Origin of the sequence: Streptococcus pseudopneumoniae (assembly GCF_001072665.1) — a bacterium.
GTDB lineage: Bacteria > Bacillota > Bacilli > Lactobacillales > Streptococcaceae > Streptococcus > Streptococcus pseudopneumoniae_S.
This window is the reverse complement of the sequence record NZ_JVJI01000110.1, coordinates 134,696-149,234: the sequence shown is the minus strand read 5'-3', so window position 1 is coordinate 149,234 and position 14,539 is coordinate 134,696. Positions and strand designations below refer to the sequence as shown.

The window sequence follows — 14,539 nt, the reverse complement described above, 5'->3', positions numbered from 1 at the left end:
AGAAAAAAGAAACTGTTAAAGATGGAACATTTGAATTTTCAAACTCTATTGAAACTGTAGAAATGAATTAAAGTGAGGTAAAATAAAATGAAAAATTTAATTAAAATGGTAAAAGAAACTGATAAATTGGGATATAAATTATCTGCAATTTGTGGAGTGAATTGGCTTATTAGACAAGCCTTTAAATGGCAATATTTATTTTTTGTAATGGTTACAGGCGCTGTTCTTATAAAAGAAGTTTCCGTAATACTTGAGGTTGATCCAAAGATTTTTGGATCAATGATGTGTTTGATTATTTTATGTGCGCCTTTTACGAAGTTACGTTTAGGGGCTGAAATGCAGATTATAAAGATGTTTATAAGAAATATTGTACTTGCCATCATTTTTACAGCTGCATTAGAAAAACCAATACAAGAAAACGAATCATCGTTCTGGCTTTTAGCCCTAATCTTTAGTATCGGTATTTATTATTTCATGAAGTGGTTTCAAGCAAAACTTTTTCAGCGTTATCTGTTCAAAAATATCTTAAATAAGGACTACCTTGGAATCCGAAAATTAAAAGATAAGTTACCTCCTAAAATCAATCTTTTTATAGATGCTGATGAAGGTGATGCAAACCAACGAATGATTACGATTAATCAGCGAGCAGTGAAAAAGGATTATCAAGATATTGTAGAATTAAGTTTTTTGAATAGAGAAAAACGGACAGGTATTTCCTATTATAGAAAAGCATGGAATGGTTCTGAAGCTCCTCTTGAAAGAGAATTTGTGGATATTGAAGAATTGTATCATCCAGTATTTTATGTCTTCCCGTTTGGGAAAAAACATGATTTTTCTTTCTGGCTGATTCAATTTGATGTAAGTAAAAAGGATGCATTTTCTATGAAAGCCGAGTTCGTGTTTACCAACAAATAGTAGTCAAAAATCTCCTTAATTTTTGAATTAAGGGGATTTATTTTTTATGATTGTCCCTTTAAAAAATTTTTTTCAGTTATCTCTTATAATAGAATCAATCAAAAAAAGAAAGGCAGAAAAATGAAAGAACAACTTAAATTAGCACCAAAGGAAAATCAGCCAGTTAGAAAGCATCGTGCTGTATTCACAAGTACAAAAGGTTTGATTAGAAAACAGAAATGGGTTGTGCTGGATATTGATGAATATGGAATAACCTATCATAGTAATCCAGGGTATAAAGGAGAAATGTTTTCTTCAATGTACCTCGTTCTAAAGGAAATTAAAATTGATGAACGTTCTTTCACACTAACCATCAAGAAAAATGATCATGAAGTTTATGTGATTGATTTGAAGAAATTAGATGGCGATTTGTGGAGCAACTTCCAAATTATAAAAGAAAAAATTACCAGCTTTGCAGGAAATAAATTAAGGAATTAAGAAATACGAAATTAGAAAAAAGGAGAAGTAATCATGGCTAAAAATGATTTAAAAAAAATTGATAATCAACTAGAAGAGGCAAAGAAAAGAGTTGCCCTTTTGGAACAGGAACGTAAAGAAGCAGAAGAGAATCTTCAAAAACAAATTGGTAAAATTTATGTTCAAATTCAACTGAAGAAAAATAAAAATCAGTCGTATGAATCAATTTTTGAAGAGTTAAAAATGGAATTAAACCTCATCAAAGAAGATGAAAAAGAACAACGTTTAGCAGCGAAGAAAAATCGTGAAGAAGGAAGCTTTCCAGCTGAAAATCAGTCTTAATTTTTGAGTTTTGAACTTCTAAATGAAGTCAAAAACAGTGTAAGTAAAAGTATGTAAATAAGAAAAACAGTGTAAGTATAACACCTATAAAGTGTGTAAAGGTAAGTATAGCATGTGTGTGTAAGTAGGTGAAACCGAGAAAATTACCGGTACCGGAAACGTTGATACTATCAACTCCACACGCTTCGTGGGGACAGTTTCCCTTATGCTCTTTTCTAACACAACACACCTAAAAAGGACCTTAGTCCCTCTGTGTGTGTTAGTGTGTTGAAAAACCGCAAAAATAGAACCGTGTCGGTTCGTGATGTTGCGAGGTTGAAGTTTTCTTTTTTGCTTCTTTTGGCTTTTGCTTCGACAAAAGAAAAAAGAAGGGCGCTGTTTTTTAGAAAGGAAAATTTGAAATAATGGCAAATATAAAACAAAATCGAATTGAGATTAGAGGGCTTACTGATGATGAAATTAATTATCTAAAAGCACTCGCAGAAAAAAATAAAGCTAAGTCATTTAATGATTTTCTGCTCTCAATCTGTCGTGAAAAAATTGAATACGGAAAATTTAATCGTGCTCAAGATTTATATGTTGCTCATTTGGAAAATATGAAATTAGCTTCTGACCATGTTCTGGAACAAATGAAAAAACAGACCAGGATACTATCTGAATTTGAAAAAAAAATGAATCGTTATGGCGATCATATTTCACGTTGGTTAGAGTATGAAGGAGAGGTGGAAAGTGATGCCTAAAGAAATCAAAATCAGAAATATACCTGATGATATGTTTGAACAACTTCGAGATATTTCCAAAAAATATAACTATCCAAGCTTTAATGAGTTTATGTTATCGCAAGTTCAAAATATCGTAATGAATGACGGATTGAATTTGTACAATAACCAATTTGCGGAAACATTATCTGTCATCAAAAAACAACAAAGTCAGATTTTAGATTTGATGTTGAAGAATGAAATTTCTCTTTCAGCTTTAAATGTTAAACAAGATATTGTAAATGATCTAACTACAAATTGGTTACATTTTATGGATGATGTATCTGCGCTTGAAGCTGAACGACGGTCAGGTGGTGTTTAAAAATGAAGAAGAATAAATCTCTGTTCATCATTCTTATTTTTCTTGCAATCTTTATCGTACAACCTAACAATTTTAATGCTATCAAATCTGGCTTGACACAAAATGATATTCCGACTCAATTGAACATAGCCGATTCAGCTGAAGAAAAAAATTCCGACTCAAATTTGAATCCTACTCTGAAAAATGATGATTTGAAATCGAAGGAGTATGATGGAAAAAATCAGGTGATTGTTGTCAATGAAAAATCACAATTTACAAAAAGCGAATTGAGTTTAGAAAATGGCAGCTGGGAAAAATATTCTGATCTAGATTTTTTAAATCGTGTAGGAATTGCTGAAGCGATGTTGGGAAAAGATTTGATGCCAACTGAAGATAGAGAATCTATTTCGTCTATCACACCAACAGGATGGAAAAATAAAAAAATAATTTTCAACGGGAAAGAAGATTATTTATATAACCGTTCTCACTTAATCGGTTTTCAATTAAGTGGAGAGAATGCGAATGCTAAAAATTTATTTACAGGTACACGTGCTTTAAATGCAAATTTTGAAGATGAACAATCATCAATGGTTTACTATGAAAATAAAATTGCTAACTACATAAAAAATACGAACCACCATGTTCGCTATCGAGTAACTCCCATTTTTAGAAATGTGGAATTAGTTGCTAGAGGAGTTCGTATGGAAGCACAGAGTATTGAAGATGATGAGATCTCATTTGATGTATATATCTTTAATATTCAACCAGGATATAAAATCAATTATTTGACAGGATCATCTCAGAAAAATTGAGGAGGGAAAAATGAATCCAAGACTTAGCTTATATTTTAGCGAAGAAACACATGAAAAATTTAAGGAAATAAAATCCTACTTGAAAGAATCGTCTGCTTTGCAGAAACAGTATCGAAATAATTCAGCAGCGCTTGTCACTTTGATTGAAGTTTTTTATAAACTTTTTATTGAATTAGGAGAAGGAAAAAATTTCTATGAGCGACTGACTCAGCTGGAAAAAAATTTGGGGGATGCCTTTGATTCTGGAAATGATAACAAGGCAATTCATCGTCAACTTGATCAAATTCTCTATCTAACGCTAACCAACTTTCATGCTATTACGAAAGATGATTTTGATGTTCAAGAATTGGAATCTATTCATTCACGATTGGATCCTACACAGCATGAATTGATGGCAAGAATCAACGATGTCATTCAAGAAGATATTGCACGTGGTCAAACTATCAAACATTCTCATTGAGGTACAGTAAATGGTAGATATTGTTGAAATATATTTAGAAACAGGAGATTTTCATGAAGCGGTGAAACAGTCAGGGCTGCCTACTCATATAGCTCATTTGAAATTAATAAAGAGTGGCTGCCTTAAAATTCAAGATAAAATTCAGTATGGTTCTAGGACAGCTAAGCTCGGGGGAATGGCCGAGGAGCTTTTTCAAAAGTATGTTCCAGATGCAACGGATGCGAATAAGTATTTTAAGAAAAATAATCCAGTATATGATTTTTGGCTAGACGGTCTAACGATTGATGTAAAATACAGCTCATTGTACAAAAGGAAAAACGGGAACTCTCATCACTGGCAATTGAGGACAAAAGGAAATCAAGATTTTATTGTCGCCTTTTTAGAACGAGAAAGTGGTTCAGAGTTAGAAGAACCAAATATCTTATTGATTCCCATGCAATTTATTGAAGAACAAAAAGAATTACATATTTCTCAATCAGGACGATGGATCAATGATTTTCAAGTTGAACCTGAAGAATTACAACCGTTATTAAAAGACTATGCTCTTTTAAGAAAAAATGGACTATTTTAATTCAAAGAGAGGAAAATAATGAACGTGTCTTCTAGTCCAAGTATTACCTTCATGCTGCAATATACAGAAGCAAATAGTGGGTTTGTAGACTACACCAATAGAGACGAAGCTGTCGAGGTTGATAATGAATTAAATTTAGAAACACACAGACAAAATATTGAGTCTCTAACTGAAGATGAAATACAAAAAATCCAAGCTGAAGTCCCAGAAACAAAACTTAATTTCCAGGAGTACATCGATTATATGAATCGTTCTTATGCTACTGAAAATCAAAATGAAGAGATGACAGCGATTTTTACAAAAGAAGCCAATTACTTGCAACGTAGCAAAGTAACTGAATTGAAAAGTAAGTTAGAGCAAGCTTATCAAAATGGCTCTCTTCTATGGCAGGGTGTTATCTCTTTTGATAATGATTTTTTGGCCAAGGAGGGATTATATGATCTGGAAACTGGGAAAGTTGATCAGCAAGCCATCAAGTCGGTCATACGTGAAGCATTGCCAAGATTGATTGAAAAAGAAGGATTATCCGACTCATCATTTTGGTGGGCTAACATTCACTTGAACACGGATAATATTCATGTGCATTTTGGATTATCTGAAGTTGAATCTGCAAGAGATAAATTTTTCTATCGGCCACGTGGACGAATGGAATATAGAGGTAACTTTTCCCAGAAAACCATTGAGCGTTTTAAAAGTGATGTTTTTCATGGTCTGTTGAATGAACAGACTAGAGGAATGATTGTTCGACGAGAACAAATCTTGGCCAATATCAGAAGTGAGTTGATCAATTCTGTGTTTAGAGATCAGAAGGTTCGTTCTTCGGCTGAAAAAAATTTTTTGGAGCAGGCTTACAACCATTTGCCAATGGATAAAAAATGGCGTTATGGATCAAATGCAAGAGATTTTGCAGTCAGTAAATTCTTCATCGACCGCTATCTGGATTCCTATTTAGAAAATGATGGGAAAGAGCTCTATCAAGAATTTCTGAAAGAAACGAAGGACTTCCTAGAAACTTATAGAGGAGCTTATTCAGCTGAAAAAAAAACAACCTACGAAAAGATTCGAAAAGTTGATGGTCGTTTTGAAAAAACACAGCAGGAGGCTGCAGGCTATCATCTGCAGCAATTAATAGCGAATCGAGAGAAGGAGTTGAGAGAACGACTAGCAAATAAGATCTTGCATCTATTCCGTGAGAATGCTCCTGAAATAGCTGACGTTCGGCTGGAAAAAAATTTGGCCAATTTCTCAGTAAAGAATCAAAAATTAATTTTAGCCCAGGATCCCAATGCAAGTGTTATCAAAACACTAGATGCCTGGAAAAAACTGGGTTATGATCTAAAAGATGGGGCGAAACCTCTTGAAATCACAAAACCAGTCTATGCTGCTTATGATAAACACGGAACAGGTTTGGGTAAACCTGAATTTGTTACGGAATTAGTTTATGATGTGAGTCAGATGAAAGAAGACTTACTACAGAAGCAACTTAGCTTAAGGGACTTATCGCTATTTTCTTCAGCTGATTTGAAAGATCTTGTAGAAGCGGCCAAAAAGAAAAGCGATCGATCATTGAAAGAACGCCAGGAGTTAGGAACATTCCGCTATGCTTTAAAATTGAGTTTATTGGAAGAAAAACAAAGTAGTTTATTAGTTCGTAAAACTCTTTTTGATCAAATACAACCACTTGAAACGGATAAGCCATTTGTTGAATTAAAAAAGAAGGAGATTCTTCAAAGACTGCAGCTGACTGAATTGCAGCTGACTCCAAATTATAAACTGAGTGAAGCAGATCAATCTCTGAGAAGTTCTCTTGCTAACCAGTTTGAAGATAGTGTTTCATTTTCAGTAGAGAAGGCTGATTTATTGACAATTCAAGCTCCTATTAAACGTTTGAAGGGAGAATTAGCTACAATCCAACCTCTTCAAGATGAAGGAGTTTTGACCATTCTAAAGGGCTATCCCATTACGAAAGATAGCTACATAGAAGAGTTACAGACACATATCTCCATTTTTCAGCTGAAGCATCAGATCTACAGTCGAAACAAGGAAATTTCACAAACGACTGATCAAACTACTGTTCAAAAATTAAAACAGGAGAATGCGAAAGGATTTTCTGAGCTCAAATCACTCTATCAAAAATTATTGCCGGAGGAAGAAAGTAATCAGAAAAGTCAGTTAGCCCAAGCTGTTTCACAGAAAATGCAAGAAAGAAAGGTCCTGCAAAGAAAAAATATCCAACAATCCCAAGGTAAAGCAATCATCAATACAGATTTCATGAGGAACCTGACCAATTCTCTTCAAAGGGCTCAACGTGCAAATAAAAAAGCCCTTATGGAACGTGAGAGAAGCGATGAGAAACAAGAACTGGAGGAAAAAGGACACAGTATATAAAGGGAGGTGTTTGGAGCCAAATAAAAGCCGTGAAAAATCACGGCTTTTGCTGTACGAATGGAATGTTGTATAAGAAACGGTTTTATTTGTAGCCATATCTCACTTCCGCTTCACGGCGCATTTTCGTAGCTTCTTCTCTCTCATCGGATATTCTCCAAGTTCTTCTCAATCCATTCAAGTCGATTTTGACGCCCTGCAGGTATTGGTCTTGGGTCACGAGAATAGTTCTTGAATCGCATTTGAAGCATATATGACCCATCTCCTAGACTGCTACTCTCTAAGGCCACTTTTAAATAAGCACTACATATCCAATTCCCATCAGCAGTATATATGCGACCTGCACCACCGATGATGTCCTCTCTACTATTCTCAAGCCATTTTAGAAGTTGTTGTTTCTTGAACTGGTCATAGTAAGCGTGAAATGTCATGTTCATTTTAAGAGAATTATTTAGATAGTAACTATTTTGAGCCTTGCCAATCATAGCCAGTTCAAAATCTTCAAATAAGCGATCAAGCATTGCATTCACTCTTGCAGCGCCCATCTTCTCGATAGAGGTCTCACCACTCTTGAATCTCTGCCAGTTGGCATCAGTGAACTTGATACCTGGTAATTTATAGAAATCATTTTCATATCTGAAGTATCGTCCTACATATTCCAAAATTAAGTCTTTGATGTCGTTGTTGATTTCCATTTTTATTTCTCCTTTATTTATCATACAAGTATATTATATATCATAAAAGATAGTTTGTCAACAAAAAACTCAAAGAGATTTAAACTTTTTATTTAAAAGTGTTTAAAAAAGTAAGATTATTGAATGAAAAAACCAGCATTTAAGCCGGTTGATCAAAATTTTAAGAGGTTGCTTTCTACGACTGCCTCAAGTGCTAGAGATTTTTTCCCTTGGTCTACAAAATCAATGGTGATAGTGTTGTCTTTGATTTCGGTTACTTTACCAGTTCCAAATGATGGGTGTTTAACTGTTGAACCTATAACGTCCTTGTGAGACTCAATCCATTCTTTGACTTTCTCATTTTCTTCCTGAGGCTGAAGAAGACCAGACTGTTTCATCAATTCGACTGCCTCAAAATATCCATCTACAAATGTCTGTTTGAAATCTGACCCCATAGACAATTCTGAACGTTTTACAGGTTCGCCAAGCCCTAGCATTAGTTTAATAGCTTTTAAAATAACGTCATCAGGGACGTTGCGACTATCAAGCTGCCCACCAACTGCGTCACCATAAACACCGTAGAAATGGCCATCTTCGCCATTAATACCATAAATATCCATGATATTACTTGTACCAAGATTGCAATAAACTGCCCCATCTTCGTTTACAATAGCATACGCTACATCGTTATTTTTAATTTCTTCAAGTAGTTGTTTTGCGTTTTTCATTTCTAGCTCCTCCGCATAATTTGTCAATTTGATAGCATTTTCTAAACTCATTTTTTCGATTGGTGTTTTTCCTGTAACCCATCTGCTGATTGTAGTGTCACCAATTCCAGTAGCTTTAGAAATTTTATAAGCTGTTACAGTCTTTAGTAATTCTTGAATTTTGTTAAAATCTGCTTTATTCAATTTTCATTACCTCCTTACACTATTAATTATACCGCATTCCAGTGCAGTAGTCAAGCTTTTGTTATTATTTTTTAATTTATTTGAGCAAAATTATCCTGAAAAATGGAATTATATTGTCCCTTTAACTGGGATTTTTTGGTTATTGAATAGAATAGAAGGATAAAAAGAGAAAGGAGAAGAAAAATGAAGCTATTATTTCCAGATGTCGCAGTTGAAGACTTTGATTTTTCAGCCGAATGGTTAATTACGGCAATGAATGCCGATAACAAGCAAGTGCATTTTGAGGGTCAAGGAAGAAATTCTGATTTAGAAATGGTTCTAGATTTTAAGGAAAATTCTGAGCTATTTGAATCTTTTTCAGTAGGGGAATTGGTTCACTTAGATCCAGAAACGTTTCTACAAGCAGAGAAAGAGCCGTATAAACCACAGTATGAAGGATTTTAAGGAGATTTTATATGACAGAACAAGAATCAAGACGTGGGAAAACTCGTAGAGAACGTGTTGAATTTGCACGTTCTAGAGATATTTTGGATGTTGCAAACGAGCTCCAGATGGAGCTGGTTCGATCTGGACGAGACTATCGATGGAAAGAACATGATAGCCTAGTTATATCGCCTGATAAGAATTTATGGAAATGGTTCTCCAGAAATACAGGAGGAGATGCGATTTCTTTAGTTGAAACGATAAAGGAAGTGGATTTTAACCAATCTGTAGATTTTTTAAATGATGGAAATTTTAAAGAGTTTCAAATGGTTGAAAGAGCTCAAGAAGATTTTAAATACTATCTTGAAAAATATGAGCAGCCGTTTTCAGCTGGAAGAGATTATCTACGGAATCAACGTGGGCTATCAGACGAAACGATTGATTATTTTTTGGAACAGGGTGTTTTAGCCCAAGCTAACGCCAAACTTGACTACTTTGCGGAAGGCAATGATGGAGTTACAACAAATGCGATTGAGCCAGTTATTGTCTTCAAGTCCCTTTCTTCTTCAGGTGAAGTTGTTGGAGCCTCTTTACAAGGAATACAGGAGAATTGGGAGAAGTGGCCAAAACATGGATATGCTAAAGTGATTATGAAAAACTCCGATCCTATGACAGGTATTCATGTTGATATTGGCAGTCCAAAACGATTGATTTTTACTGAGAGTCCAATTGATTTAATGTCCTACTATGAATTGCACAAAGATAGTCTTCAGGACGTCAGATTAGTTTCTATGGATGGTTTGAAAGAATCAACTATAGGCCGTCATCTATCTCAAATTCAAGCTGAAATATCAGGAAAACCGCTAAGATGGACACCTGAACAATTAGCGGACGGACTTCAAGTAGCTATTGATCATCACTTTTTTGAAGATGGGAAAAATGCGGATTTGATTACTCTAGCTTTAGATAATGATGAAGCAGGTAGAACATTCATTCAAGAATTGGAGGCAAAAGGAGCTGTTATCAATTCAGATCTACCAGAACTAAAACCAGGACAAGATAAAACGGACTGGAATGATGTTCTAAAGAATCAACAGGAAGAAAAGCCTGACAACAGTCGTCTTGCCCAGGCACGTCGAAAATTGGAACGACTAAGGGGTGAACAAGACGAGGCTATTTCAAGGGCTTATTCTCACCAAGCGCTAACAAATGGGCAACCCATGAATGATAAGCGAGGAGGTGCTAGCTTTAAACGTAAGCAAGAACAAATAGAAGATCAAGTCTTCTCAAAGATGGATGAGATTAGGCAACAGGAAGAGCGAGTAGAGCGCCTGGAGCACCAACAACATTTGAAAGAAATGGGGTTGAATCGTCAGGGAAGTGGTCTGGAGATGAGTGTTCAAAATATACCTAGAATCCGTGAAGAGTTAGAAAAAGCTAAACGTGGGGAGTCGTTCTTTACCAAAGCTACTCTCAAACGCTATCAAGAAGAGTTGACTAGACTTGAAGCCATATCTGAACAAATGGGTAAAACGAGCATTCAACCAGCAACTCAAGCCTTAATTGATGAGGGGCTAGTGAACCAGTGGCAAAAACAACCAAATACGTATTTTGTAAAAGGGTTACGAAGAGTTGCCCTGGAGTTGACTGAAGAAGGAGAGTTTCAATTATCTTCACAAACTAAGTATCATCCGAAAACAGATGAGGAAAGACTGAAGGTGGATGAATTACTTGCCAAACAAGGGCAAGAAAATGTAGGATTAACGCCCTCGAATCAGGAAAAAACAATCTCACCACAACCAGAGCCTGTTGAAAAAAATCAAGGCGAAGCAGGGTGGTTAGAAAAAAATTGGGACAATCTCACGTTTTCGATAGAAAATAAAAAAACAGTCGTCATTGATCCGACTAGTATAGATGAGATGGTTGAAGAAAAACAAACTCCAGAAAATCAAGAATCTATTGTCAATACAGAGGAGAATGCTGTGAGATTGATGAGCTATGAAGAGGTAAAACAGGAAAACGAAGCATTAACAAAGAGTTTAAATAATCGGATTCAATCTGGAGAATTATCAATTGAATTTGCCCCAGATTTCTATCTATATGATGTCTTTGCGAAGTTAGGAAATAGCCATCCTATTAAATACCTCAACGCTAAACGAATGGAAGTGTTGTCTCCTATTCATTCACTTTTGACCTCTCTTGATGATCAAACGACTGATTTATACAAGAAAAAAGGGACTCCTGAGCAAGATTCCTTGTATCAAGCATTGAAACCTCATCAGAGAACTTTGGGAGTAGATATTTCAACCCGATTTATTGGTGAACTTGCAATAGCAGCCTACAATACTAACAAGCAGATAGAAAGCCTTTCAAGTGACAGTTTTGGCGTCTATTTTGGTGAAAGAACCCTTGATAATCTATCACAATCGATTGAGCGAATGCTGGAGTATCCATTGATTGAATCGGGTAAAAGAGACTTTACCTATGGTTTTGTGACAACACCAAATACACTGTACCACTATCTGGAAGAACAAGAGGGAGAAGTGGTTTTAAACCGTAAATTGTTGGATAACCTGATGTCACGTCTTGATACTCAGTCCATTAAGATAATGGAAGCTTCAGAAGAAAAAGAAAAAGCCCCTGAACAAAGTCAGGAGCGCTTGATTGATAGGACCAGTGGTGGCACGGGGTCTTTACAGCTCGAAGCTGAAGGCAGTCCCACACCTGTACTTGAAACAAGCACCTTTGAGCAAACTGTTACCAGTCACCCGACATCATCCTATCCGTACCTTCATTTTAGCACAAATTATGATAAAGTGCAACGGCGAGTGGGGAATTATCACCCAATTACACCTGCCGATTTAAGACGTTTGAACCAATATGCGCCCTCCATTCAAAGTACAGCGTCCTGGTATTTAAGTGAAATGGCTGGCAGTAAAATAAGTTTTGTTTATGCGGATCATGGAGAAGAGAATGTTCTTCAAGTAACTTTCCAAAAAGAAAACTTTATCCATCTTTCAGGGATTAGACCTTTTGAAGAAGGAAAAGGTGCTGCTGATTTCTTAGAAGATTTTGCGGCTGGTCGAGGTCATTATGACGGTATGTTGATTAGTAATTCAATTAAGGATAAATTGCAGGTTCTTCCAATGCTTCAGGATATTTTAGAGCCACAATCCTTTGTTCTGGATGATTTGAGCAGTGTTGAAAAACTTCACAATCTCAATATGAGTGAAGCTATTAAAGCAAAAGATGAAGATTTCTTACTACTGTTTAAAGATATCGGAGATGAAAAAATTCCAGCCTCTCTTATGAAACTCAAAGGAGAGCTTGCAACTAGTGTTAAATTGTTGGATGAAAAGATCATTCTCGGTGTCTATAGAGAAAGAGATGGTCACATTGAGCAACTGTCAATTAATGAGGAATATGTTAAAGACAATGGTGCAGAAATGCTATCAGTTTTGAAGAATAAGCAGTTTGAAGAAGTTTCTAAAGAAATTGAACAAACAATGCTAGAGAACACACTGAATAGCCCCCTACTTGATTCGGCTACGTTTACTCAAGTCTTAGATACTGTCTATAATTTAGGTGTTCCAGGTGACCTTTCAAAAACTCCAAAAGAATTTCATCAAGCCTGGAATCAGTATCTTGACTATGCAAAGCAACACAATGATAAATTTGATCAGATTGTTGCTGCAGCTGGAGAAGATAATCTCCTGGATACAAATTCAGACTTTTATAAAGAGTGGAAACAAGATCATATCTATAAGGAGAACTACCATGTACGCCTTCAATGGGCTGAGGAGCGCCCAGATGGCCCGAAATTGCCGTTTAAAGAGACAGAGCTTATATCTTATCAAGACTTTGCTAAAGAGCTATACAAGGCCAATCAGGACTTTTATCCAATTCATCAAGAAGGAATGAAACAAGTAACAGCAGGCAATACTGAAGGTTACATCCCTCCTACCAAAATTAAGTTTGATGTTTATGCTCCAGGGGGTAAAATGATCAAAGAGGGAATTCGATATGATATTGGAGATGAGACTACACCAATTTCACAAATGCTAGGATTAGGATATCGTCGACTCAACGGTCAATCTGTACTAGCATCGATGGATGAAGAAATTCTTTCTCAGCTGGAAAATAGAGAGGTGAATAAGGAAATTTCTCAGGAAGCAAATGAATCGGCTCGATTGACAGAAGAAGTAGCAGGTCAAACTCCTGATACAAGAGAAACAGTAGCTTTTCAATCTTCTAAGCAAGAAACTAAAACTAATTTACTTCAGCGTGTAGAGGAGATTCTGAAAGAGGAACCTATTTCGGATTTGGAGATCCCTGAAGTAAACTCAAGTAGTATTGATTATGCGACTTTAACACCTCATGAATTGAGTGAAGTTGCTTTTCAAAAAGTGAGAGAGTACACAGAAACACCAGAACGGTTAGAAGAGTATCTGAATTTTATGAGTAAGTTTCCAGAACTTTCTCCTAGAAATGTCGCTTTGATTCAGGAACAGTGGCCAGGAGCAAGTGCAGTCGCAACCTATAATCAATGGCAATCGATGGGGGAAGTTCTTGGAATTACTTCAGATCAGGTATTTGAAACTAGAAATACCTATACCAATAAAAAAACAGGTCGAACAAGAGAAGTTATCCATAACAATCTTTCGGTTAAGACAGGAGAAAAATCACATATTACCTTGTTTAGACCTATGATGGTTGAAATGATTCCTGTACTGGATGAAAATGGGAACCAGGTAAAAAATGGAAAAGGCAATCCAAAATATAAAAGACTTTCTGAAGCGACACCTGAAGAAAAGGCTCTAAAGAAAGAAGGAAAATTGAAATCTCGCTTCTTCCAAGAAAGAGATTCAAACACAGGCTTAACTAAATTCGCTACGTATAAAGTATTTGAGTTGTCCCAAACAACCTTGAAGCCTGAATTTTATCCAAAAGCGATGCCAAATCGTCACTATAACTTTAATATGGATCATATTCGTACAAAAGAGGTGCTTGAAGGACTTTCAGACTATGCTAAGAATATTGGAGTAACAATCTATCAAGACGATGCAAAAGAGTTGAGAAGTGCGAAAGGATCTTTTTATCCAGATGAACAAAAGATACTTTTGAACCCAGATAATACTCCTGGAGAAGTCGTTGCAACTACTATTCACGAGTTGGCGCATGCTAGTCTACATAACCCTAAATTTGCTAACTCGTATAAGGAAGATGTCTCAAAAGATCGTAGAGAACTTGAAGCTGAGATGACAAGTTATCTCGTTTCTAATCATTTTGGGTTAGATACCTCTGAAAAAGCCATTCGCTATATGGCAATTTGGACTGATAATTTGACCTCTCTTGACGATCAACAACTAGCGCAATCTATGAAACGGATTCATGGAACAGTATCTAAGATTGTAAAAAGTGTTGAACAACATACAAAGCCTTATCAGTTGAATAGACAGGTGGGACAAAATCAAAATTTTATCCAAAGCCTAAAGAAGGGGCTTAAAGTATAGAAAGAGTGCTCTTTGTGA

13 protein-coding genes are annotated in these 14,539 nt (G+C 35.8%); 11 read left to right on the top strand and 2 right to left on the bottom strand.

Annotation, left to right across the window (positions count from 1 at the left end):
• Positions 1 to 87 precede the first annotated feature (87 nt).
• The 9 genes from ADH52_RS06305 to mobP2 all read left to right on the top strand — a co-directional run bounded on the left by ADH52_RS06305 (position 88) and on the right by mobP2 (position 7,003).
• On the top strand, positions 88 to 915 hold the full coding sequence (locus ADH52_RS06305) for a hypothetical protein (protein WP_049510607.1): 828 nt from the start codon (positions 88 to 90) through the stop codon (positions 913 to 915).
• A 120-nt stretch (positions 916 to 1,035) separates the two neighbouring features.
• A complete protein-coding gene (locus ADH52_RS06300; protein WP_049510606.1) occupies positions 1,036 to 1,392 on the top strand; it encodes a hypothetical protein in 357 nt (118 codons plus the stop codon).
• 33 nt (positions 1,393 to 1,425) lie between these two features.
• Positions 1,426 to 1,713: a hypothetical protein gene (locus ADH52_RS06295; protein WP_049510605.1), complete on the top strand. Its 288-nt coding sequence runs from the start codon at positions 1,426 to 1,428 to the stop codon at positions 1,711 to 1,713.
• Positions 1,714 to 2,117: 404 nt separating this feature from the next.
• Positions 2,118 to 2,453: a hypothetical protein gene (locus ADH52_RS06290; RefSeq protein WP_049510604.1), complete on the top strand. Its 336-nt coding sequence runs from the start codon at positions 2,118 to 2,120 to the stop codon at positions 2,451 to 2,453.
• On the top strand, positions 2,446 to 2,793 hold the full coding sequence (locus tag ADH52_RS06285; protein WP_049510603.1) for a hypothetical protein: 348 nt from the start codon (positions 2,446 to 2,448) through the stop codon (positions 2,791 to 2,793). Before ADH52_RS06290 ends, ADH52_RS06285 begins: the two co-directional genes overlap by 8 nt.
• A 2-nt stretch (positions 2,794 to 2,795) precedes the next feature.
• Entirely contained in the window at positions 2,796 to 3,584 is a 789-nt protein-coding gene (locus ADH52_RS06280) for a DNA/RNA non-specific endonuclease (protein ID WP_049510602.1), read from the top strand.
• A gap of 10 nt (positions 3,585 to 3,594) precedes the next feature.
• Entirely contained in the window at positions 3,595 to 4,044 is a 450-nt protein-coding gene (locus tag ADH52_RS06275) for a hypothetical protein (RefSeq protein ID WP_049510601.1), read from the top strand.
• A gap of 10 nt (positions 4,045 to 4,054) precedes the next feature.
• Complete coding sequence (locus ADH52_RS06270) at positions 4,055 to 4,615, top strand: hypothetical protein (protein ID WP_000227716.1); 561 nt, start codon at positions 4,055 to 4,057, stop codon at positions 4,613 to 4,615.
• A gap of 18 nt (positions 4,616 to 4,633) precedes the next feature.
• Positions 4,634 to 7,003: a MobP2 family relaxase gene (mobP2, locus tag ADH52_RS06265; protein WP_049510600.1), complete on the top strand. Its 2,370-nt coding sequence runs from the start codon at positions 4,634 to 4,636 to the stop codon at positions 7,001 to 7,003.
• A gap of 140 nt (positions 7,004 to 7,143) precedes the next feature.
• On the opposite strand, the gene acrIIA6 is transcribed toward mobP2, so the two are convergent.
• Both acrIIA6 and ADH52_RS06255 read right to left on the bottom strand, forming a co-directional pair.
• Positions 7,144 to 7,695, bottom strand: coding sequence for an anti-CRISPR protein AcrIIA6 (gene acrIIA6, locus ADH52_RS06260; RefSeq protein WP_009730740.1), 552 nt, complete (start codon positions 7,693 to 7,695; stop codon positions 7,144 to 7,146).
• Positions 7,696 to 7,847: 152 nt separating this feature from the next.
• Positions 7,848 to 8,585, bottom strand: a complete 738-nt coding sequence (locus tag ADH52_RS06255; RefSeq protein ID WP_049510599.1) for a DUF3553 domain-containing protein — start codon at positions 8,583 to 8,585, stop codon at positions 7,848 to 7,850.
• A 183-nt stretch (positions 8,586 to 8,768) separates the two neighbouring features.
• Here ADH52_RS06255 and ADH52_RS06250 point away from each other — a divergent pair, with 183 nt between their 5' ends.
• Together ADH52_RS06250 and ADH52_RS06245 are read left to right on the top strand one after the other, a co-directional pair.
• Positions 8,769 to 9,029, top strand: a complete 261-nt coding sequence (locus ADH52_RS06250; RefSeq protein WP_006155102.1) for a hypothetical protein — start codon at positions 8,769 to 8,771, stop codon at positions 9,027 to 9,029.
• Positions 9,030 to 9,040: 11 nt separating this feature from the next.
• A complete protein-coding gene (locus ADH52_RS06245) occupies positions 9,041 to 14,521 on the top strand; it encodes a PBECR4 domain-containing protein (protein WP_049510598.1) in 5,481 nt (1,826 codons plus the stop codon).
• Positions 14,522 to 14,539: the final 18 nt, after the last annotated feature.